The organism is Streptomyces sp. NPDC028308 (assembly GCF_055565855.1).
Genome location: NZ_JBVHTO010000001.1, coordinates 746,266 through 766,374, shown reverse-complemented (window position 1 = coordinate 766,374; position 20,109 = coordinate 746,266). Strand labels below are relative to the sequence as shown.

Sequence of the window (20,109 nt, the reverse complement as noted above, 5' to 3'; positions counted from 1 at the left end):
CTCACACGCCTACGGGCTCCGGGGCTTACTAACTCACGGGCTGACAGGCTGACGGGTTCCGGGACTCACTGGACTCACCGACTGAGGGGCTCATGGCCGGGTGAGCCGTTCCACCAGGGCGATCGCCTCGATGACGGTCTGCCGCTCGGCTTCGGTGCAGCGGTCCTGGAACGCCCGGGCCAGCCATTCCTCACGAGCCTGCCGGTTGCCCTCGACGTACTCGCGACCGGCGTCGGTGAGCGTCACCAGCTGGCGCCGCCCGTCCCCGGGGTCGGGATTGCGCGCGATGAGCCCGTGCCGGTCCAGCGCGGCGAGGGTCGCGGCCATCGACTGCGGGCGAACCCCTTCGGCGGCGGCCAGCCCACTGGCCGTGGCGGCCCCGCTCTTGCTCAGCAGGGTCAGCGCGGACACCTGGGAGGGCGTGAGGTCCTGGGTCTCCGCGACCTCGCGGATTCGGCGCCGCAGCCGGCTGAAGACCACGCGAAGATCCTGCGCGGCCCGGGCGGCGGAGTCGGAGATCCCCACGCCTTCGTCGGTCATGCGCCCGCTCCATCGATCATGCGCCCACGCTAAAACCTTCAGGCTGGCCTGTCCAGTTCCACCTGACCAGTTCGAACTGCGCAGCCCGGTTACGTAAAGGGGGGCGAGGTGAACTCGACGCCGTGGTGGGCCGGTTGGCGTCCGCCGTGGAAGGAGCCGCACCCGGGGTGCTGGGGCCGTGCGATGCGGAGCGACGCCCGAGGCGCCGCGAGTGGTGGCCGGAATCCGACGCCGACCCGTTCGCGTGAAGTCACCGGAGGAACTCGCATCACTAAATCGAACAGGCGTAGCATTGCGGCGTGGCAGCGACCCCCTATGACTTCCCGAGTGACCTCCTGGCCGGCCAGGAGGAGCTGCATCAGGTCCGGGCGGAGCTCCTGGCCCTGCTCAAGCGACTCCCCTGGTCGGTGGAGCCGCTGGACGGCTTCAGCGACGGCCACGGCTGGCGCAAGGTGGAACGCCCCGCGTCCCCCGGCTGGACGCCCGACGAACAGGCCGAGGTGGAGAAGCTCCGCCAACGCGAACGTGAACTGGCCGTCTTCGTGACCTGCCACCGCTTCTGGGACGAGGTCGCGACCGCGGAGAAGGTCGACGCCCGCAGCAGGCTGAAGCACGCCCGGGAGACCCCCGACCCGGACACGAGCCGGCCCTAGGGTCTGTCGTTTGGATCAGGTCGGCCGTGACAGAGGGTTCGTCCCGGTCGGCCCGAGCGGGGTCTGGTGCGTGCAGCTGCAAGGCGGAGGAGGGGGTCGAAGCGGAGCTTCGGCGACCGACGACAACGCCGCAGATGTGCGTGCCAGACCCCGCGACACCGGCCTGATCCAAACGACAGGCCCTAGCCCCGGACCCGCCCCCCCGGAACCCTCCCCCACTCCGCTCCGACGAGCCGGTGGCGGCGTTACCTCAGCTCCAGCACGCCGACCGTCTGGCCGCCGCTCGTCTCCCCGGTGGGACGGAACCCGAGCCCCAGATAGAAACGCTCAGGACCGCTCTCGCCCGGGTGCCAGGTGGTCGTCAGCACAGTGCCGCCGCGACGGCGGATCTCGGCGGACACGGACTCGACGGCGAAGCGCCCGTAGCCCCGGCCCTGCTCGCCGGCGGCGATATTGAGACGCCAGAGGCCGGAGCGGAGGTCGGTGCCGCTGCCGTCGCCCTTCCAGTCGATGTCGAAGAACGCCATGAGGAAGCCGACGGGCCGGTCACCGTCGAGGACGAGGCGGGGCCAGGCGACGCCTGGATACATGTACGCCTCGGCGAGCGACTTCACGACCGGCGCGACGAGGTGCTCCTGGTCCGCCCGGACCCGCAGACCGATCGCGGCGTCGAAGTTGTCCGGGGTGATCTCTGCCAGCCGAGGTGAACGAATCATGCCGGAACCCTAAGAGGGCGAAACGGAGACCGCGCACCCCGGGGGACAGCTTCCGGGCCGTCCCCCGGACGCGAGGACGCGCGGTCCGCCCCGAACTCGGGGGTGAGGCAGCCGTTGTAGAGGCGGCAGCGCCGTCGGCGGTGTCCACCTTGCAGGAGAGGACGTACCCGGATCGATGACGATCTTCGCCGGGTCGTCCCAGTTCAGGACGGCCTCGCGACGCACGATGGCGCGCGCGACCTCGCGGCTTCCCGCCGCGGCGTCCGGTCACCTCGGTGGGGCACCTCAAGCAGAGGTCGGTGGCGTCTTGACGACCGGGTCAGCCTTCGGGGTACCGGTCCCTTGCTCCCATGCCCACTCGTGACGGCAGTCTGCACAGGTGAGGTATGTGGGCAGTGATTCCGAAGTGCTGTGTGTGATGCGGAAGAGCTCGTGCTCGTCGGTCGTGGTGGGGACGAACACGGTGAGGACGCGGTCGGTTGCCGCGCCGCAGTTGGGACACGGGGTGGGCGGATGAGTGCGTGGCCGCATGCGTCACCCCTCGGTCGAGTCATCTCCAAGGTAGCCAACCGGGGCGTGCACCACAGGTGATCGGCTGCGCCGAAGGCTGCGTGCCTGGTCAGGCTGTGCTGAACTTCCGGCCCCAGGCGGTGGCCGTTCGGTGTCGTCGATGGCATCGCTCCAATTGGCTACCCGGAGCCAGGGAACCGATCCCGAGGTCGGTGTCACCCCCGTTTGCCACCGGCAGTCTGTCCATCACTGGTTTCCGACGGCGGGGCGCCTGCCATCGCAATCCCGCAGGTGCGCGCCGTTATTGATGTCAGTCGGTGATGTCAGGCCGCCGGTCGGCCTATGCAGTTACTGCCAACTCCCTTGCACGCTGCCTGGCTTGGGAACGCAATTCCTTGAGGTGCCCATGGAAGGGGTTGTGACGGTTCTGGTCGAGATTCAGTGGCAGGTCGAGCTGTGAGATGAGTACCGACTCCAAGACCCACGGCTCCTCGTGCTCGATCCAACACACTCGGGCGTTCTCCGCCATCCACTGGCTGAGGACGGCTTCCCCTGCCTTACCGAAGGTCATGCGCTTTCCGCTCCCTACCCGGCGCAGCTCAAGTCCCAGCAGGCAACCGAGGGTGAGCCGAAGCGTCGATCCGGCCGCATTCCCACGGTAGTGATAGCGCACCCGTTTGCGGAGATTCTGCGTGCTGGTCCTGTTCGCCATGTACCGCGGGGCTATGCCGACGTAGAGCAGTCGCCCGGCGCCGAGTTCTGCACAGGGAGCCTGCTCGAAGTGCCATCCGTAGACCCCGGCCGCCGCCGGAACCGGGCTGGGACGCGTCAGGACCTCCTGCGCCGACCACAGCCGATCCGGTTCGGTGAGAGCGGTACGAGCCACGCGGCCTCCAAGGTCGAGAGGGCAGCCGGCTGCAGACTACCGGCCGGCCACGCATTGCAGACGGCATCCCGGCCTTGGTCGACGGCCGCCACATCGGGAGAAGCTACAGGTCCTCGAACGCCTCTTCACCGGGCCGCCAGACCGTCCAGGAGCGATCCGCAAAGCCATTGAGCATCGCGATCTCGGGACCTTCGCAGGCGGCGGGGTGCAACTGCACGGAGCCGGTCCCGAAGTCGACCTTGACCCCGATGCCGGTCTTCTCATGGGTGGCGGTCACATTCTGCGAGATGAGTGCACGAAGCGCATCAGCCCAGCCGGCCTCCGCCGGCGAAATCGCCTTCCCCGACAGCGTGACCGTCGGCAGCACATCGCACGTGAGCAGGGGCATGTCGTCGGTCGGACCATCGAATCGCAATTGGACATAGTCCATGACGAATTCCACCGAGTACAGCCGAAATCCGACGAGTCGACCAAGCAGGGAGTTCAACTCGTATGCCACGGCGGGGAGTCTAGGCAGCGTGGATATCCGGGTGCGCTCGTGGGGGGGGCGGACGGCAACTGTGTTCCCGGCCGCCCATGGTCCTAGAGCTGACCTCGCCACCAGGGCACGTCCCGGCCCTCCGCCGGGATCACCTTGGCCCTTGCCAGAATTTTCCCGTCCAGAGCCCACACGAGGCGCGCAACTCACGCGCGCTCTTCCTGGGCAGTGCGTGAAGCACGGCTTCGAGGTACTCGCGGAAGTCGGCGTGCCTCCGACAGCAATACACGCTTCTCTCCCGCCCAGCCGGGCTCCGGGGCCCCCGAGCATGGCAGGACCCCACATAGCGCCGCGTACTCAACACGCGTCCGGCACAGGTCGAGCTGTGCGGCACGGAGATCGTCGACTAAGTCGACATTTCAACCAACGGAATAGTGCTGCCTGTTCGGCTTCGGGGGCCTGCACCGCGCGGTCACCGCCGCAACGGCCGCCGCCCCGGGCCACTCAGTAGTGCTGGCGACTCAGACTTGAGACCGGAATAGAGTGTTAATAGGCACTAGAAGCGACATCTAGGAGGCCGTCGTGAAGACTCGCTTTGTAGTCGAACCGGACGAGGGCAAGTCGATCTGGCTCGGGGGCATCGGTGTCGACTTCAGGATCTGGGCCGAGGAGACCGGTAACCAGTTCTCGGTCGTCGAGCACCCGATCGAGCCGGGCCGTCTCGTCCCGCCGCATGTGCACAGCCGTGAAGACGAATTCTCATACGTCCTTCAGGGCCAGGTCGGTGCACGGGTTGGCGAACAGGAGGCCACGGCGGGTCCGGGCTCCTACATCCTCAAGCCACGAGGAACCCTGCACACCTTCTGGAACGCCGGACCGGAACCGGCGCGGATCCTGGAAATCCTCTCCCCCGCAGGTTTCGAGCGATTCTTCGACGAGATGGGCACGATCGCCGAGACTGCGGCCGATCCTGCGGAGTTCGTCCAGCGGCGCTCCGAGCTGGCCAAGCAGTATGGTCTCGAGTTCTCGGACGAGTGGGTCGCCGAACTGACCGACAGGTACCGACTCAAGCTCATCGGCGAATAGCGTTTCCCGCACGGTCGGGTACGGATGAGGCATGGACCTCTTCGTTAAGAGGGTGAAGCGGCCCCCGCAAGGACCATCTGGCACGTGAGTGGCACGGCGTCGAGAAGTCGCCCAGAAAGATCAAGGCCCAGGCACCCGGATACACACCGGCTGACCTGGGCCTCGTCCGTGTCCTGAGACTGGTGGGCGCGGACGGTTTCGAACCGCCGACATCCGCCTTGTAAGGGCGGCGCTCTACCGCTGAGCTACGCGCCCAGGACGAGTCGACAGCCTACATTGCCCGAGGGCCTGTCCCGCAAACCCGTATACGGGGCCTGGGCGGGGGTTATCCCCACCCCGGATCCGGGAGTGGGCCGGATCCTCCCGGGGGTCCCGGATCCGTACGGTCGGAGAGCGTCGGAAGAGCGTGTGCCCCAAGGGCCCGGCGCACTTCCGTGTTCTGTTCAGGGGGAGATCCACATGGCCCGTACGGCCCGCACAGCGCCCGCCCGCAGTACCCGCACCATCCGCAGCGCACCGCTCACCCGGGCGGTCCGGGGCGTGGCCGCCTCCGCCGTGGTCGTCGGCCTCTGCGCCGGCGCCGTGGCCTGCGGGGCCGACGCCGGGGACGACGACAAGCCCGAGCACCGCTCCTTCGCCCTGCACGGCCGCACCCTCACCGTCGACTCGGACGACTCCGCCCTGGAACTCGTGGTCGCGGACTCGGGCGAGGCCGACCAGGTCGAGGTCACCCGGTGGTTCAAGGGGAGCGTCGTCATGGGCGGGGAGCCCAAGGTGACCTGGGACATGAAGGACGACCGGCTCGTCCTGCGGATGAAGTGCTCCGGCGTCGTCGCCGACTGCTCCGCCAAGCATCGGATCGAGGTCCCGCGCGGCATCGCCGTCAAGGTCGAGGACGGCGACGGACGTGTGACGGCAAGCGGCTTCGCGGCTCCCCTAGGCATCCGTACGTCCGACGGTTCCGTCCGCGTGACGGACTCCACCGGCCCGCTGGACCTGCACAGCGCCGACGGTTCGATCAGCGCCGTCGGAGTCGGCTCGCGCCGGGTCCGGGCCACGACCGACGACGGCTCCGTGCACCTCGAACTGGGCTCCGTACCGCAGCTCGTGGAGTCCCGCACCGAGGACGGTTCCATCACGATCGCGCTGCCCCGCGAGACGTACCGGGTGACGACGAAGAGCGACGACGGTGCCGTCCACGTGTCCGTGCCCCGCGACGCCGGCAGCACCCACGTCGTGTCCGCCCGCAGCGGGGACGGGAAGGTCACGGTACGAACCGCGAACTGATGACCCCGTGTGTTCGTCTCTATCGGGTGGGAGAATGACACCGGGTAGGGCGGATGACAGCACGGGAGAGGGATGTGACGGCGACACCTTCGCAGCCGTACACGCCGTTTGTGCCAGGTGCGGAGCAGACACGTCGTCGCCCCCGGGTCCCACGGGCCGGCAGCGCCGCCGGAACCGCCCGCGCCGCCCGTGACGCGTTCACGCTCATGGCGCTGCCGCTGCTCGCCGTCCTCGCGCTGCCGGCCGCCTTCGCCGGCGGCGGCACCCGGCGGTGGTTCGGCGGCCGCTCCGAGAGCCAGCGCGCCGAGGCGCAGGCCGCGAAGGACGCCGCCGCGGCCGCCTTCTACGAACTCGACACCGCGCAGCGCGACCTGCGGATCTCGATCGAGACCATCCGGGCCGTGGACGACTCCCCCGCCGCCCGCCGCGCGGTCTCCGACTTCGAGGCGCTGGGCCGGCGCATCGACGAGGCCAGCCACCAGTACATCGAGGCGGTCGACGCCCACGACCTGGACCGGGACGACCTGGAGGCGTCCGTCGCCGCCCAGGCCCGCACCGAGCTGACCGCCGCCAAGGACGAGCTGGGCCGGGTCCGGCAGGAGCTGGACCGCTTCACCCAGGGACTCACGCCCCTGCTGGGCAAGGCCGAGACGCAGCTGGCCCGGCTCGCCCCGTCCGTCGAGCGTGCCCGCCAGTCCCTGCTCGCCGCCTCGAACGCCCTCGACGCCGTACGGAGCTCGAAGCTGCGGGCCGACGACCTCGCCGCCCGGCTCGCCGCCCTCGGCCCCGAGCTGACCAGGCTCAACCAGGGCGCCGGACAGCACGGCGTGGCGGAGACGCTGGAGCGCGCCGAGCGGGTCGCCCGCGAGGCCGAGGCCGTACGGGCCGAGGCGCAGCGGCTGCCCGAGCGGGCCGCGGAGATCGACCACCGGCTGGTGTCGCTGCGCACCCGCGCCGAGGCGCTGACGACCCGGTCGGGGCAGGTCGAACCGGTGCTCAGCGAGCTGCGGCGGCGGTTCACCGTCGCCTGCTGGCAGGACCTGCAGCACGTGCCGGAGCTGGCCGCGGAGAACGTACGGCAGGCCGAGCTGAAGCTGAAGGAGGCGCAGGCGGCGCGCGACGACCAGCGCTGGCCGGACGCGACCTCGCTGCTGTCCACGGCGCGGGCCCTGCTGAACCACACCGACGAGGCCGTCTCGGCGGCAGGTGACCGGCTCCAGCGGCTGAACGCGGTGGCGAAGGACCCGCAGCACGAGATCGACCGCACCCGTTTCGCGATCCGTGACGCGCAGCGCCTCGCCATGACGGGCCGCAGCACCCCTGACCCGCGGCACGCCCGTCCGCTGGACGACTCGGTGGCCCGGCTGGACCGCGCCGTCGCCGCGCTGGAGGGCCGCCACCCCGACTACTGGCACTTCCTGATGGAGACCGAGGCGGTACGGCGGACGGTGGCCGATGTGGTCGGGCTGATCCGTGAGCAGCGCGGCGGCGGGGCCTGATCACCGGTCCGCGAAGCCGACAGGGCCGACAGGGGACGTCACGGTCCGTTTTCCCGTGCGGGCGCTGGGGTCCGGGGCCCGCCGCCGGTGACCGGTGCGGCCTGATGTTGCCGGTCGGGGGCCATCGGGCGGATCCTGAGGGGTACGTACACCTCCGCTGGTGGCAGAGGGAGGCGAACATGGCCACACACGTACTTCACCAGGGCTCGAAGCGTCGTATCCGGTTCGACGAGCATCTTCCGGTCGACCACCGCCTCAGCAAGTTCTACCGGGTCGGCGCCGGACTGATGGGCCTCGTCCTGCTGGCGTTCGGCATCCTGGGCCTGATCGACAAGGTCGGGTTCTTCGACACGCACGGGGACACCGTCGCCGGCCTGAGCACGAACGGCGCGCTCAGCGTCCTGTCGATCTGCGTCGGCGTGCTGCTCTTCGTCGGCATGGTGATCGGCGGGAACTTCGCCTCCACGGTCAACATGGTCGTCGGCGTCCTCTTCATCCTGAGCGGCTTCGTGAACCTGGCGCTGCTCGACACCGACGACAACTTCCTCGCCTTCCGCATCCCGAACGTGCTGTTCAGCTTCGTGGTCGGCGTGATGCTGATGTTCTTCGGCATGTACGGGAGGGTCGGCTCGGCCCTGCCGCACGACAATCCGTACTGGCGTTCCCGCCATCCCGACCAGGCGGAGAACGAGGAGCGGGTGCGCGCCAGGATCAAGGCGGCCGAGCAGGCGAAGAGCATCCAGCGGGTCAGCCCGTCCGGCGACGTGCAACGGCACGGGCCGGGTTCCGGTTCCGGCTCACACTCCGGCTGAGGGCTCCAGGGGGCGCCCTCCCCTGGCAGGTGGCGCCCGCCCCCCGGGCGCGCCTCCCCGTGGCGGGCCGCGCCCGTTAGCCTGTGCGCATGCCTCGCTACGAGTACCGCTGCCGGACCTGCGGCGACACCTTCGAGATGAGCCGTCCGATGGCGGAGTCCTCCGCCCCCGCGGCCTGTCCCTCCGGTCACGACGACACCGTGAAGCTCCTGTCGACCGTCGCGGTCGGCGGTTCCTCCTCGGCCCCCGCGCCGGCGCCCCGTGCGGGCGGCGGTGGCGGGGGCGGCTGCTGCGGCGGGGGTTGCTGCGGCTGAGTGACGCGAGGGGACGGCGACTCCTGCGTTCCCGTCCCCTCTGCCCGTCCACGCTCCTCGCCTCCCCGCCGCAGCAGCCGCAGCCGCAGCCGCAGCCGCCGGGCCCCTCCCCGTCTCCTCAGGCTCCCTTCAGCTTCGCTTCCTTAGCGTGGCCCCATGACAGCCATCGCAGCGGCGACCACGGCGGCCGGGCCCGCTCAGGGCGGCGCGCCCCAGTGGGTCAGTGATCTCATGGCCACGCTCGGCGCCCCCGGCGCGGGCCTCGCCATCGCGCTGGAGAACCTGTTCCCGCCCCTGCCGAGCGAGGTGATCCTGCCGCTCGCCGGTTTCGCGGCGAGCAGCGGCCGGATGGGCCTGCCGGCCGTGCTGGTGTGGACGACGCTGGGCTCGGTGATCGGCGCGCTCGCCCTGTACGGCGTCGGGGCGCTGCTCGGCCGTGACCGCACGGTGGCGCTGGCGGCACGGCTGCCGCTGGTGAAGGCGAGCGACGTCGAGAAGACGGAGGCGTGGTTCCTGCGGCACGGGACGAAGGCGGTGTTCTTCGGGCGGATGATCCCCGTCTTCCGCAGTCTGGTCTCCGTGCCCGCGGGCGTGGAGCGCATGCCGCTGCCGGTGTTCCTGGGGCTGACCACGCTCGGCAGCGCGATCTGGAACACCGCCTTCGTGCTCGCGGGCTATCTGCTGGGCGACAACTGGACGGCCGTCACGGGTGTCGTCTCCGCGTACTCGAAGGCGGTGCTGGCGCTCGCCGTGCTCGCGGTGCTGGTCTTCGTCGGGGTGCGGGTGCTCAGGCCCGGTGGGGGCGGTCGCAGGCGGCGAGGAACTCCCGCAGGATCCGCTCCCCCGCGGCGACCCCGAGTTCCGGAAGAGCGGTGACCGCGGGGGCGGTCCAGCCGGCCTCGGCGAGTTCGCCGTGGCCGGGACGCCAGCCCCGGTCGGCGGCGAGCAGCAGGTCGGCGTCGAGGAGCGAGTCCCCGGCGGCGAGGGTGAGGTCGGCGCCGGTGCGGCGGGCGACCTCCCGTACGGCCGCGCTCTTGGTGAGCGGCTTGGGGACGGCGTAGATCTTGCGGCCCTGGAGGGAGACGGTCCAGCCGCGGTTCTCGGCCCAGACGGCGAGTTCCTTCACCCAGTCCTCGGGCAGCAGCGCGCGCTCGACGACGAGGTAGACGAAGAGGTCCTCGGCGACGCGGTGCTTGCGGACCCAGAGCGGGTCGGACGTGGCGGCCATGTGCTCGCGCACCTCGTCGAGGGAGGCGCACTCGTCGGCGAGGCGGGCGGTCACCCGCGCGTGCCAGTCGCGGTCGGAGACGCCGTCGACGAGCAGGTGTCCGCCGTTGGCGCAGATCGCGTACTTCGGGGCGGGGCCGGGGAGGGTGATGCGCTGGTACTGCTTGCGGGTGCGGGTGGTGGTGGGGACGAAGTCCGCGGTGGTGCCGAGTTCGGTGAGGAGTCCGGCGGCGGTCTCGGTCATGTACGACAGCGGCTTGCTCTCGTGGACCTCGACGCAGAGCAGCCGGGGGGCGTCCGCGTCGGGCATGGCGAGGGCCAGCGCGGCCGAGGAGTAGATGAGCGTGCGGTCGAGGTCGCTGGCGACGAGCACCCGGGGCGTGGTCATCAGGCCGTCACCGCCTTGCCGTCGGCACCGGTGGCGCCCTTGGTGAACTTGGGGTGGATCAGTCCCACGCAGGTGTAGGGGAGGTCGGCGACCTCCTCGACGGGGACGCCGCGCTGTTCGGCGAGCAGGCGTACGTGGTCGAGGTCGGCGCCCGCTCCGGCGCGGGCGAGGATCTTCCAGGGGACGCGGCGCAGCAGGACGCGGGTGGTCTCGCCGACGCCGGGCTTGACGAGGTTGACGTCGTGGATGGCGTACTCCTCGCTGATCCGCTCGACGGCCGCCCAGCCCTCCCAGGTGGGGGCGCGGTCGGCGGACAGCAGGTCCTTGACGCGGGCGTCGACCGCGTCGGTGACGTCGGGGAAGTGCGCGGCGACGGCGTCGAGGAAGTCGGCGGAGACGTCGGAGCCGGCGAGTTCGCGGTAGAACTTGGCGCCGTGGTAGTCGTGTTCGCCGACCAGGTCGGCGCGCAGGACGGTGCGGGAGATCAGGCCCGAGACGGTCGAGTTGAGGCAGGCGGAGGGGATGAGGAAGTCCTCGCGGGTGCCGTAGGTGCGTACGCAGGAGCCGGGGTCGGCGAGTACGGCGATCTCGGGGTCGAAGCCGGTGATGCCGTCCTGGGCCTCGAACTCCTCGACGGCCTGGGCGAGTTCGCGGGTGATGGCGCCCTTGCCGGTCCAGCCGTCGACGAAGACGACGTCGGCGGGGTCGTGGTGGGCGGCCAGCCAGCGCAGGGCGTTGGCGTCGATGCCCCGGCCGCGCACGATGGAGACGGCGTAGTGCGGGAGGTCCAGGCCGTGGCGGTGCCGGGCCCAGCGGCGCATGAGGACGCCGACGGGGGTGCCGGCGCGGGCGAGGGAGACGAGGACGGGTCTGGGTGAGCGTTCGGCGAGCACCAGCTCGGTGACGGCTCCGACGGCCTCGGCGATGCGGGCGGCGGAGGTGCCGAGCGCGGCGTGGAACAGCTCCTGGTACTGCTCGCTCGGCTGGTACTCCACGGGCAGCGACTCGGCGTAGTGGGCGCCGCCGCTCTGGATCGCCTCCTCGCGCTCCTCGGTCGGGGCTTCCAGGCGGACGTCCGAGAGGTCCTGGAGCAGCCAGCCGATCTCGTCGGGCGCGTACGAGGAGAAGGCGGGGCCGCGGAGGGGCTCGGGGAGCATGGAGGGCCTTTCGGTGGCGGTCGGCCGGGGGGCCGCGTGCGGCGGGTCTCCGGGGCCGGGCGCCTGCGACGGGACGTGGGAGGGGACGACGGCGAGCAGGACGGCCGGGGTGTGGGCGGCGAGCTGGGCGAGCAGACCGTCGGGGGCGTGCAGCATGGGGGTGTCGGCCGTGGAGTCGACGACCGCGACGACGGCGTCGAATCCGGCACCGGCGACGTTGTAGGCGTAGCGCGGTCCTGGCCCGTCGTCCGGGTCGTCGTGGGCGGGGAAGACGATGCGGCTGCGGATGGCGTAGCCGGGGTCGTCCACGGCGAGGACGGGTGAGCGGGTGGTGGTGGAGTACCGCACCTCGGCGTCCACGGCCTGTTCCAGCTCGGTCGCCAGCCGCAGCGGCGCGTACATCAGTTCCTCGAAGCCGAGGACGAGAACGCGGCGCGCTCCTTCGGGCAGGGCGTCGGCGAGCCGGGCGGCCATGGCGGGCAGCGCGGTCTCCAGCCGTATTCGGTCCTCGGGGGTGAATCCGTGCCGCCCGCCGTCGGGCACGCCGTCCGGCCAGCCGAGCGCGACGCGGCCGACGGTGCCCGCGCGCCCCGGTGCGGGGCGGCCGGGCGGGTCGGTCTCGTGGGCGGCGACCAGCGCCTGCCCCTTCTCCAGGACGCCGTCGGGCAGGGCCACCGTGCCGGAGGCCGTGGTGACCAGGTCGACGCGGGCGCCGATCTCGCGGGCGAAGGCGTCCAGGCGCCCGAGGTCGGCGGCGGAGCGCATGTCGACCAGGGCCACGACGACGTACCGCTCGCGCGGGTAGCGCTCGTGCAGGGCGCGGATGGTGTTCAGGACGGTGTTGCCGGTGGAGAACTCGTCGTCGACGAGGACCAGCGGGCCGGAGCCGGCGAGCAGGCCGGGGTCCTCGGGGAGCAGCAGGTGGGAGGTGGCGTGGGAGTGGGACTCCTCGAAGCCGCCCGCCTGGGCGACGCCCGGGACGGCGCGGCGGGTGGAGTGGAGGTAGGGGGCGAGGCCGATGCCGTCGGCGACGCAGTGCCCGAGGCCGGTGGCGGTCTCCGCGTAGCCGAGGACCACGGCGGTGTCCGCCTGGTCGCCCAGCAGGTCGCGGACGCGCCGGCCGAGGGCGAAGCCGTGGCCGTGGACCACGGAGGGCGACTGCGGGACGTGCTTGCCGAGCACGTTGGACACGAGGAGGTGCGCCCGCTTGGGGTTGCGCCGCAGCGCGAGCCCCAGGAGGTCGTGCAGCTTCTCATCACCGACGAGTTCGACCCCGAGCCGCCGCGCGACCCAGGTTCCCGTCCACACCACGTTGTTCATCGATTCCTTGCTGGGTCGGTCGGCCGGCGGGCCGGTCGGTCCGGGCCGGTTCAGGCGGGCAGTCCGGCGGCGAGCAGCTCCACGAAGCCGATGTCCTCGTTCGCGACGCCGAAGACCTCGGCGCGCTGGAGGGTGCGCTCGGCCCAGGCGCGGTGCGGCTTCACCTCGTTCATCTTGTTCGTGTACGCGGAGCGGAGCACGCCGCCGCCGAGGCGGTCGGGCCGCAGGATGTCCTGGGCGTCGGTGTACTCCTCGTGGCTGACGACGGACAGCGCGTGCACGGGCAGGACGTGCGAGGGGTGGATGCAGGTCTTGCCGAGCAGTCCGTTGGCGCGGTCGAGGGCGATCTCGCGCAGCAGTCCGTCCATGTCGTGCTCGATGAGGGTGGTGCGCAGTTCCTCGGCCGCTCCGGTGAAGGGGCTGCGCCGCAGCTGCGGCTTGAACATGCGCTCCTGGAGTCGGAAGTACTCCCAGACGGGGCCGGTGACGGTGAATCCCGTGCCGTCGGCCCGGCCGAGGACGTTCACCACGTCGGCGATGACGGAGGCGACGATCTGGACGTCGTACGCCGTCATGTCGGGGGCTCTGCGCAGTCCGTACGCGGAACAGAAGTCGGTGACGCCGAGGCGCAGCGCGAGGACTCTGTCGCGGTACTTGTCGACCGTGCGGTAGATGCCCTCCAGGGTCTCGCGGCGGGACTCCAGGTGGAGCAGGCCGGGCGATTCCAGGACGGGCATGGCGAACAGGCGCCGTCCGCTCGCCGTCTCGGCGGCGGTGAGGGCCTCCAGGAACGGGGTCCCCCGCTCCTCGGTGAACTTCGGCAGGACGAATCCGGACAGCAGGTGGGCGGCGGGGCCGAGCCGCCGGACGAGGTCCGGGATCTGCTCGGGGGCGCGGACCCGTACGAAGAGCAGCGGGAGCTCGACGCCGGGCCGTGCGGCGAGGTCGGTGAACTGCCCGACCAGGTTCTCCTCGGCGTCCGCCACCTCGGCGTCGTCGATGGAGTCCTCCAGGCAGAGGACCATGGAGACGACGCCGCGCCCGGACTGCTTGACGATGTCGTCGGCGAGGCGGGGCCGGGTCGCGGGGCTGTAGAGCGTGGCGCCGAGGGCCGCGGCGAGGACGTGGGCCGGGGAGTCCGCGCCGAAGACGCAGGGCTCCTGGTGGAAGAGGCGTTGTCGCACCTCAGGGGCGACGTGCCCGAAATGACGCATGAGACTCCCCCGTGGCGGCTAGACGGCCTGACGTGATGTGGCCGGTAATAGTACGTAGATATCTGTGTCAAGAGTTCCCGGCGAGCATGAAGTTCTGGTAACTCGGCTGTGTCCGGTGCCTGCTGTTCCTGTGCGGGAGCCGAGTACCCCGCGTTGTCGTGACCAGGCCCCAGAGGGCAGGATGACCGCATGACGCACGCGATGCTGAAGGGGTCGAACGTCCCGCTGGACGCCACGGCGGTACGTGCCGTGCTGCGCTGGGCGCCCGGGCAGGGCGTGCCGGACGTCGACGCCTCGGCGCTGCTCCTCGGCCCCGACGGTCGTGTGCGATCCGACGAGGACTTCGTCTTCTACAACCAGCCCCGGCACCCCTCGGCCAAGGTCTGGCGGCTCGGCAAGAAGCGGGTCGCCGAGGGCCTCACCGACACGATCCAGACGGATCTGGCCGGGGTCGAGTCCGCGGTCGGCCAGATTCTGCTGGTCGCTTCGGCCGACGGTGTCACCTTCGACCGCGTACGCGAGCTGCGCATCCTGCTGTACGACGCGTCGGCCGGGGACGGTGAGCCGATCGCGTACTTCGACATCAAGCCGGAGACCGGCGCGGAGACGGCGCTGATCTGCGGGGAGCTGTACCGACGCGGTGACGGGTGGAAGTTCCGGGCGCTCGGCGAGGGCTACTCGAACGGGCTTCAGGGCCTCGCGACCGACTTCGGCATCTCGGTGGACGAGTCGGAGCCCGACTCCGCGCCCGAGGGCACCTGGGCCGCTCCGGCCGGTGCCACGGACGAGACGTGGGCGGCGCCCGCCGGTTCTCCCGAGACCTCGGTTCCGCTGCCGCCCGAGCAGCCCGCGCCGGTGCCCCAGCAGGCCTCGCAGCCCGCCTACGGCTATCCGCCGGAGCCCACACGGCAGCCCGCGTACGGCTATCCGCAGACCGCCGCCCCGCCGGCGCAGCCCGCCTACGGCTATCCCCAGCAGCAGACGGCGGCCGCCGAGCCGCCCGCGTACGGTTACCCGCAGCCGGTGGGTCCCGGGCCGGACCCGGACTTCGAGCTGCCGCCGCAGGGTCCTCAGTTCATCGGCCGCTGACCAGGGCTTCCGCCGGTCCCGGCCGGCGGAAGGCGCTCAGCGGTCGACCTTCGACTTGTAGCCGCGTCCCCACTGCAGGCCCCAGCCGTACAGGCGGTCCAGTTCGGCCTGGAAGCCGTAGACGAACTTCACCTCGCGCCGCACGGTCAGCTCGCCCTTGTTGTTCTCGATCATCACGACCGCGCAGGACCGGGCCTGGGGATGGCGTTCGTCAAGGCCGATCTCGATCCGGGGGCCGTTGCTCGGGTAGAGGGTGACGATGGCGTGCGTACGGTCGAAGGCCGGCGTCTGGTCGTATATGTAGACGAAGACGAGCAGCCGCCTGATGTCGTCGCGGTGGTCGAGGTTGACGAAGATCGTCTCGCCGGAGCCGGAGCCGAAGCGGTCGTCGCCGCTGAGCTTGACGTACGGCGGGGCGTTGAGCTCGCCGAAGAAGCCGCCCAGGGGCTGGACCACGCCCTTGGAACCGTCCGTGAGCTCGTACATGCAGCCGAGGTCCAGGTCGACGTTGACCATGCTCTGCGTGTGCGCCTGGACCACCTCCGGCCGGAACGCCTGGAAGGGGTGGCGCAGCAGGCTGCCGCGCTCGGGCCCGCCGATGTCGGAGGTGCGCATCCGCCAGGACAGGTTGATGCGCAGGTTGCCGGTGGCGGCGCCCTGCTTGGTGAGCGACACCTGCCGGTGCCGCTTGGTCAGCTCGATGGCGTTGGTCGAGGCGCTGCCCGAGTCGAAGTCCGCCGACCGTCCGCGCCACAGGTCTTCCCAGAAACTCATTGCGCCCCCCACAGTGCGTGCTGCCTACGTCGTGGCCGTGCCGGTCCCCGCACCGGGCACGGGTGCGTGCGGCGCCCGTGACGTCGTCAAGGGCACAGCCGTGCGGGGCGGCACCGAGGACTCGTCCCCGACGACCGCCCCGCACAGAGCGTTCCTCAACGGGCGGGGTGCCAACCCCCGGACCCGGTGCGTGTCACACCCCGGACGAGACCTCAGTCCTGTCGTCCGAGGCCTCCCCTTTTCCCTCGGCCGCCGCGAGCGCCTTGTTGCGGCGCACGGAGGACCAGAAGGACCAGGCGATCAGGATGACGCCGACGAGGCCGGTGATGACCTCGTTGATCTGGTACTGGATGGTGACAAGGAGGATCACGGCGAGGGCGCCGATAGCGTAGTGCGCGCCGTGCTCCAGGTAGACGTAGTCGTCGAGGGTGCCCTGGCGGACCAGGTAGACCGTGAGCGACCGGACGTACATGGCGCCGATGCCGAGGCCGAGCGCCATCAGCACGATGTCGTTGGTGATGGCGAAGGCGCCGATCACACCGTCGAAGGAGAAGGACGCGTCCAGCACCTCGAGGTAGAGGAACATGAAGAACGCGGCCTTGCCGGCGAGGACGACCGCCGACGGCTTCTTGCCGGTCTTCCTGGCCTCTTCCTCGGCCTCGTGCTCGCGCTCCTCCTCTTCCTCGAGCTTGTCCTCGAAGTAGCCGGAGAGGCCGCCGACGATCATGTACGTGATCAGGCCCGCGATGCCGGAGATCAGGACCGTCTCGGCCTTGTCGGCGTGCGCGCCGCCGTGCTGGTGGGCGTTGGCCGCGAAGGTCATGGAGGTGATGAGCAGGGCGACGAGCGCGATGCAGACCGACAGCATGTCGACCTTGCCGAGCTTGGCCAGCGGGCGCTCAAGCCAGCTCAGCCACTTGATGTCCCGGTCCTCGAAGATGAAGTCGAGGAAGATCATCAGCAGGAACATGCCACCGAAGGCGGCGATGGCGGGGTGGGCGTCGGTCACCAGCTGCTGGTACTGGTCCTTGTCGGTCAGCGCGAGGTTGACCGCGTCGATCGGGCTCTTCTTGGCGGTCACCGCCACGATGACGACGGGGAAGACCAGACGCATGCCGAAGACGGCGATCAGCACGCCGACCGTGAGGAAGATCTTCTGCCAGAAGGCACTCATCTTCTTCAGGATTCCGGCGTTGACCACCGCGTTGTCGAAGGACAGCGAGATCTCGAGGACGGACAGGATCGCCACGATGCCGAAGCCGGTCCACCCCCCGTAGAGCACCGCCGCGACCAGGCCGAGTGCGGTGACCGCAAACGACCAGCCGAAGGTTTTCAGAAGCACTGGCTACCCAATCGTGTATTGGGGGCGCCCCCCAAGCGGAGCTCGGAGGAGGGTTTTCCCCGCGCCGTACTCGGCTTTACCTAACGTTGACCCTGAAGTGTAGAGCGCCATCCCCCCGGACGACGCGGGCGGGCCCCGCATAGCGCCTAGGAGACGTTGACACCGAAGTCCAGGGCGATGCCCCGCAGACCGGACGCATACCCCTGACCGACGGCGCGGAACTTCCACTCGTCGTTGTAGCGGTAGACCTCGCCGAAGATCATCGCGGTCTCGGTGGAGGCGTCCTCGCTGAGGTCGTAGCGCGCGAGCTCCTGGCCGTCGGCCTGGTTGACGACGCGGATGAAGGCGTTGCTGACCTGCCCGAAGGTCTGGCCGCGGTTGTCGGCCTCGTGGATGGAGACGGGGAACACGATCTTGTCGACGGTGGCGGGCACCTTGGAGAGGTCGATCAGGATCGACTCGTCGTCGCCCTCGCCCTCACCCGTCAGGTTGTCCCCGGTGTGCTCGACCGAGCCGTCGGGGCTCTTCAGCTGGTTGTAGAAGATGAACCACTCGTCACCGAGCACCCGGCCCGCGTTGCACAGCAGCGCGCTGGCGTCGAGGTCGAAAGGGGCTCCGGTGGTGGAGCGCGCGTCCCAGCCGAGCCCGACCATCACCTGCGTGAGGTTGGGTGCGGCCTTGGAGAGGGAGACATTGCCTCCCTTGGCGAGTGTGACGCCCATGATGCTGGTCCTCCCCGAGATGGAACTTCAGTTGTCCGGCGGTCCGGCGCCGCCGTCGAGCGCGTCCGGCGCCGCACTCGATGCGTGCGGCGCCGGACGGGTGAGCCTGGGGCCCCGGAGGGCCCGTCCTCGGCTCAGACGTTCACGCCGAAGTCCTGCGCGATGCCGCGCAGGCCCGAGGCGTACCCCTGGCCGATGGCGCGGAACTTCCACTCCGCGCCGTGGCGGTAGAGCTCGCCGAAGACCATCGCGGTCTCCGTCGAGGCGTCCTCGGAGAGGTCGTAGCGCGCGATCTCCGCCTCGCCCGCCTGGTTCACGACGCGGATGAACGCGTTGCGGACCTGGCCGAACGACTGCTGGCGGTTCTCGGCGTCGTAGATCGAGACCGGGAACACGATCTTCTCGACGTCGGCCGGGACGGCGGCGAGGTTGACCTTGATCTGCTCGTCGTCGCCCTCGCCCTCACCGGTGATGTTGTCGCCGGTGTGCTCGACCGAGCCGTCCGGGCTCTTCAGGTTGTTGAAGAACACGAAGTTGGCGTCACTGCTGACCTTGCCCTCCGCGTTCGTCAGGATGGCGCTGGCGTCGAGGTCGAAGTCGGTGCCGGTGGTGGTGCGGACGTCCCACCCCAGACCGATGATGACCGCGGTCAGGCCGGGGGCCTCCTTCGACAGCGAGACGTTGCCGCCCTTGCTGAGGCTGACTCCCACGAGTCCTCCCAAATGGTGTCCAGGGGCGGGGAGCCCCGTCGTGCGTCGGTATTCGGATCAACGTCTCGATCCTAGTGACGGGTTCCCGTACCCTGCAGGGCTTGCGAACGAAGAATCACAGGGTGTCGAGCGCCTCGATGTACTCGTTCAGGTCACGCGCGTCGGGCAGCGCGTTGACGACGGTCCACCGGACGACGCCCTCCTTGTCGATCACGAAGGTGCCGCGCACGGCGCAGCCCTTGTCCTCGGCGAAGACGCCGTACGCGCGCGAGACCTCGCCGTGCGGCCAGAAGTCCGACAGCAGCGGGTAGTCCAGGCCCTCCTGCTCGCCGAAGACGCGCAGGGTGTGGATGGAGTCGTTGGAGACGGCGAGGAGCTGGGTGTCGCGGTCGGTGAACCTCGGCAGCTCGTCGCGCAGGGCGCACAGCTCACCGGTGCACACGCCGGTGAAGGCGAAGGGGTAGAAGAGCAGCACCACGTTCTTCTCACCGCGGAAATCGGACAGGCGCACGGTGGCTCCGTGGTTGTCCTTGAGCTCGAAATCGGGGGCCTTGGTGCCGACCTCGATCGCCATGGTCACACGCTTCCCTTCCAGGGGGCTGTTCGGGTGACGACCAGCCTACGCAGTGATCCACGGGGAGGCCCGTCGGCCCGCGCATGGGTGAGGCCCCCGCCGTCGGCTGATCGGCGGGGGCCTCACACATGTTGCTGCGGGCGGTTCACGGGAACCGCCCCGGGGAGAGAGAAGCGGAGCTCAGCGCTTCGACTTGGCCGCCTTCGGCGTGGCCAGCCGGCTGCCGCTCCAGTCCTTGCCCACGCTGACGGTCTTGGTCTGGGACAGACCCGCGGTCGTCGCGGCTTCGGCGATGTCGCTCGCCTCGACGTAGCCGTCGCGGCCCGTCTTCGGCGTCAGCAGCAGGATCGTGCCGCCCTCTTCGATGTACGTGGTGGCGTCCACCAGCGCATCCGTCAGGTCGCCGTCCTCGTCGCGGAACCACAGCACCACGGCATCGGCGACGTCGTCGTACTCCTCATCCACGAGCTCGCTGCCGATGACTTCCTCAATGGCCTCGCGGAGCTCCTGGTCGACGTCGTCGTCGTAGCCGATCTCCTGGACCACCTGCTCGGGCTGGAACCCCAGCCTCGCGGCAGGGTTCGTCCTCTCCTCCGCGTGGTCCGCGGTCGCGCTCACGGGTTGCCTCCTGATCATGTTTCGGTTGGGGTCTCCCCCCTGCTCGTTCGGGAGCTGGGAGAAGTCTTCAGCCACGCGCGTGCGCGAAGCATTGGCCGTAGTCCACACGGGCCGGGCGGATCGCGCAAGTACCCGGCCACCGAGACCGCCGAAACGGTGACGATCCTGGCCGTGTCGACGCAACTCCTGGCAT

The 20,109-nt window shown here is 70.2% G+C and carries 21 protein-coding genes and 1 tRNA gene; 8 read left to right on the top strand and 14 right to left on the bottom strand.

Annotation, left to right across the window (positions count from 1 at the left end; translation table 11 throughout):
* Nucleotides 1-90: 90 nt before the first annotated feature.
* Complete coding sequence (locus ACZ4VA_RS03225) at nt 91-540, bottom strand: MarR family winged helix-turn-helix transcriptional regulator (RefSeq protein WP_356168278.1); 450 nt, start codon at nt 538-540, stop codon at nt 91-93.
* Between the two features lie 299 nt (nt 541-839).
* Here ACZ4VA_RS03225 and ACZ4VA_RS03220 point away from each other — a divergent pair, with 299 nt between their 5' ends.
* The gene (locus ACZ4VA_RS03220) at nt 840-1,193 is read left to right on the top strand and encodes a hypothetical protein (protein WP_355783253.1); all 354 of its coding nucleotides are present in this window, start codon (nt 840-842) and stop codon (nt 1,191-1,193) included.
* Nucleotides 1,194-1,438: 245 nt separating this feature from the next.
* On the opposite strand, the gene ACZ4VA_RS03215 is transcribed toward ACZ4VA_RS03220, so the two are convergent.
* The 3 genes from ACZ4VA_RS03215 to ACZ4VA_RS03205 form a co-directional block, all read right to left on the bottom strand.
* Nucleotides 1,439-1,909 carry a GNAT family N-acetyltransferase gene (locus tag ACZ4VA_RS03215; RefSeq protein ID WP_355783685.1) on the bottom strand — a complete coding sequence of 157 codons (471 nt, stop codon included), beginning with the start codon at nt 1,907-1,909 and terminating at the stop codon, nt 1,439-1,441.
* An 850-nt stretch (nt 1,910-2,759) separates the two neighbouring features.
* On the bottom strand, nt 2,760-3,305 hold the full coding sequence (locus ACZ4VA_RS03210; protein WP_356241748.1) for a GIY-YIG nuclease family protein: 546 nt from the start codon (nt 3,303-3,305) through the stop codon (nt 2,760-2,762).
* A 103-nt stretch (nt 3,306-3,408) separates the two neighbouring features.
* The gene (locus tag ACZ4VA_RS03205) at nt 3,409-3,804 is read right to left on the bottom strand and encodes a hypothetical protein (protein WP_468079449.1); all 396 of its coding nucleotides are present in this window, start codon (nt 3,802-3,804) and stop codon (nt 3,409-3,411) included.
* Nucleotides 3,805-4,365: 561 nt separating this feature from the next.
* Here ACZ4VA_RS03205 and ACZ4VA_RS03200 point away from each other — a divergent pair.
* Nucleotides 4,366-4,869: a cupin domain-containing protein gene (locus ACZ4VA_RS03200; RefSeq protein WP_355783670.1), complete on the top strand. Its 504-nt coding sequence runs from the start codon at nt 4,366-4,368 to the stop codon at nt 4,867-4,869.
* Between the two features lie 180 nt (nt 4,870-5,049).
* Here ACZ4VA_RS03200 and ACZ4VA_RS03195 read toward each other — a convergent pair.
* Nucleotides 5,050-5,124: transfer RNA gene (locus ACZ4VA_RS03195), tRNA-Val, on the bottom strand.
* Between the two features lie 204 nt (nt 5,125-5,328).
* Here ACZ4VA_RS03195 and ACZ4VA_RS03190 point away from each other — a divergent pair.
* The 5 genes from ACZ4VA_RS03190 to ACZ4VA_RS03170 all read left to right on the top strand — a co-directional run bounded on the left by ACZ4VA_RS03190 (nt 5,329) and on the right by ACZ4VA_RS03170 (nt 9,657).
* A complete protein-coding gene (locus tag ACZ4VA_RS03190; RefSeq protein WP_355783667.1) occupies nt 5,329-6,156 on the top strand; it encodes a DUF4097 family beta strand repeat-containing protein in 828 nt (275 codons plus the stop codon).
* A gap of 74 nt (nt 6,157-6,230) precedes the next feature.
* Nucleotides 6,231-7,655, top strand: a complete 1,425-nt coding sequence (locus ACZ4VA_RS03185) for a coiled-coil domain-containing protein (RefSeq protein ID WP_356168288.1) — start codon at nt 6,231-6,233, stop codon at nt 7,653-7,655.
* A 179-nt stretch (nt 7,656-7,834) separates the two neighbouring features.
* Entirely contained in the window at nt 7,835-8,467 is a 633-nt protein-coding gene (locus ACZ4VA_RS03180) for a DUF4383 domain-containing protein (RefSeq protein ID WP_355783661.1), read from the top strand.
* Nucleotides 8,468-8,556: 89 nt separating this feature from the next.
* Nucleotides 8,557-8,781, top strand: coding sequence for an FmdB family zinc ribbon protein (locus ACZ4VA_RS03175; RefSeq protein ID WP_402381887.1), 225 nt, complete (start codon nt 8,557-8,559; stop codon nt 8,779-8,781).
* A gap of 156 nt (nt 8,782-8,937) precedes the next feature.
* The gene (locus ACZ4VA_RS03170) at nt 8,938-9,657 is read left to right on the top strand and encodes a DedA family protein (protein ID WP_356241741.1); all 720 of its coding nucleotides are present in this window, start codon (nt 8,938-8,940) and stop codon (nt 9,655-9,657) included.
* Here the strand turns inward: ACZ4VA_RS03170 and ACZ4VA_RS03165 are convergent.
* The 3 genes from ACZ4VA_RS03165 to ACZ4VA_RS03155 are packed head-to-tail and all read right to left on the bottom strand — an operon-like array spanning nt 9,569 to nt 14,087.
* Complete coding sequence (locus tag ACZ4VA_RS03165; RefSeq protein WP_468079444.1) at nt 9,569-10,396, bottom strand: HAD family hydrolase; 828 nt, start codon at nt 10,394-10,396, stop codon at nt 9,569-9,571. The genes ACZ4VA_RS03170 and ACZ4VA_RS03165 overlap by 89 nt on opposite strands.
* Nucleotides 10,396-12,873 (bottom strand): phosphoribosyltransferase, encoded by a 2,478-nt coding sequence (locus ACZ4VA_RS03160; RefSeq protein WP_468079442.1) that lies wholly within the window; start codon nt 12,871-12,873, stop codon nt 10,396-10,398. The genes ACZ4VA_RS03165 and ACZ4VA_RS03160 overlap by 1 nt, the downstream gene beginning before the upstream one ends.
* A gap of 50 nt (nt 12,874-12,923) precedes the next feature.
* Complete coding sequence (locus ACZ4VA_RS03155) at nt 12,924-14,087, bottom strand: HpcH/HpaI aldolase/citrate lyase family protein (protein ID WP_355781127.1); 1,164 nt, start codon at nt 14,085-14,087, stop codon at nt 12,924-12,926.
* Between the two features lie 189 nt (nt 14,088-14,276).
* Between ACZ4VA_RS03155 and ACZ4VA_RS03150 the strand changes: the two genes are divergently transcribed.
* Nucleotides 14,277-15,176 carry a TerD family protein gene (locus ACZ4VA_RS03150; protein ID WP_355781125.1) on the top strand — a complete coding sequence of 300 codons (900 nt, stop codon included), beginning with the start codon at nt 14,277-14,279 and terminating at the stop codon, nt 15,174-15,176.
* Between the two features lie 36 nt (nt 15,177-15,212).
* Here the strand turns inward: ACZ4VA_RS03150 and ACZ4VA_RS03145 are convergent, their stop codons facing one another.
* The 6 genes from ACZ4VA_RS03145 to ACZ4VA_RS03120 form a co-directional block, all read right to left on the bottom strand.
* Nucleotides 15,213-15,950, bottom strand: coding sequence for a TerD family protein (locus ACZ4VA_RS03145; RefSeq protein WP_355781122.1), 738 nt, complete (start codon nt 15,948-15,950; stop codon nt 15,213-15,215).
* 193 nt (nt 15,951-16,143) lie between these two features.
* Nucleotides 16,144-17,292 carry a DUF475 domain-containing protein gene (locus tag ACZ4VA_RS03140; RefSeq protein ID WP_356168299.1) on the bottom strand — a complete coding sequence of 383 codons (1,149 nt, stop codon included), beginning with the start codon at nt 17,290-17,292 and terminating at the stop codon, nt 16,144-16,146.
* Nucleotides 17,293-17,438: 146 nt separating this feature from the next.
* Entirely contained in the window at nt 17,439-18,014 is a 576-nt protein-coding gene (locus tag ACZ4VA_RS03135) for a TerD family protein (RefSeq protein WP_355787438.1), read from the bottom strand.
* Between the two features lie 134 nt (nt 18,015-18,148).
* On the bottom strand, nt 18,149-18,724 hold the full coding sequence (locus ACZ4VA_RS03130) for a TerD family protein (protein ID WP_121403257.1): 576 nt from the start codon (nt 18,722-18,724) through the stop codon (nt 18,149-18,151).
* 115 nt (nt 18,725-18,839) lie between these two features.
* A complete protein-coding gene (locus ACZ4VA_RS03125; RefSeq protein WP_355787441.1) occupies nt 18,840-19,298 on the bottom strand; it encodes a peroxiredoxin in 459 nt (152 codons plus the stop codon).
* A 180-nt stretch (nt 19,299-19,478) separates the two neighbouring features.
* Nucleotides 19,479-19,916: a DUF3052 domain-containing protein gene (locus tag ACZ4VA_RS03120; RefSeq protein WP_183116860.1), complete on the bottom strand. Its 438-nt coding sequence runs from the start codon at nt 19,914-19,916 to the stop codon at nt 19,479-19,481.
* Nucleotides 19,917-20,109 lie beyond the last annotated feature (193 nt).

What these genes read in the sequence shown, in the direction of transcription:
- ACZ4VA_RS03225 (WP_356168278.1), bottom strand. Translation starts at nt 540, where the DNA reads ATGACCGACGAAGGCGTGGGGATCTCCGACTCCGCCGCCCGGGCCGCG.
- ACZ4VA_RS03215 (WP_355783685.1), bottom strand. Translation starts at nt 1,909, where the DNA reads ATGATTCGTTCACCTCGGCTGGCAGAGATCACCCCGGACAACTTCGAC.
- ACZ4VA_RS03190 (WP_355783667.1), top strand. Translation starts at nt 5,329, where the DNA reads ATGGCCCGTACGGCCCGCACAGCGCCCGCCCGCAGTACCCGCACCATC.
- ACZ4VA_RS03180 (WP_355783661.1), top strand. Translation starts at nt 7,835, where the DNA reads ATGGCCACACACGTACTTCACCAGGGCTCGAAGCGTCGTATCCGGTTC.
- ACZ4VA_RS03175 (WP_402381887.1), top strand. Translation starts at nt 8,557, where the DNA reads ATGCCTCGCTACGAGTACCGCTGCCGGACCTGCGGCGACACCTTCGAG.
- ACZ4VA_RS03170 (WP_356241741.1), top strand. Translation starts at nt 8,938, where the DNA reads ATGACAGCCATCGCAGCGGCGACCACGGCGGCCGGGCCCGCTCAGGGC.
- ACZ4VA_RS03165 (WP_468079444.1), bottom strand. Translation starts at nt 10,396, where the DNA reads ATGACCACGCCCCGGGTGCTCGTCGCCAGCGACCTCGACCGCACGCTC.
- ACZ4VA_RS03160 (WP_468079442.1), bottom strand. Translation starts at nt 12,873, where the DNA reads ATGAACAACGTGGTGTGGACGGGAACCTGGGTCGCGCGGCGGCTCGGG.
- ACZ4VA_RS03155 (WP_355781127.1), bottom strand. Translation starts at nt 14,087, where the DNA reads ATGCGTCATTTCGGGCACGTCGCCCCTGAGGTGCGACAACGCCTCTTC.
- ACZ4VA_RS03150 (WP_355781125.1), top strand. Translation starts at nt 14,277, where the DNA reads ATGACGCACGCGATGCTGAAGGGGTCGAACGTCCCGCTGGACGCCACG.
- ACZ4VA_RS03145 (WP_355781122.1), bottom strand. Translation starts at nt 15,950, where the DNA reads ATGAGTTTCTGGGAAGACCTGTGGCGCGGACGGTCGGCGGACTTCGAC.
- ACZ4VA_RS03135 (WP_355787438.1), bottom strand. Translation starts at nt 18,014, where the DNA reads ATGGGCGTCACACTCGCCAAGGGAGGCAATGTCTCCCTCTCCAAGGCC.
- ACZ4VA_RS03125 (WP_355787441.1), bottom strand. Translation starts at nt 19,298, where the DNA reads ATGGCGATCGAGGTCGGCACCAAGGCCCCCGATTTCGAGCTCAAGGAC.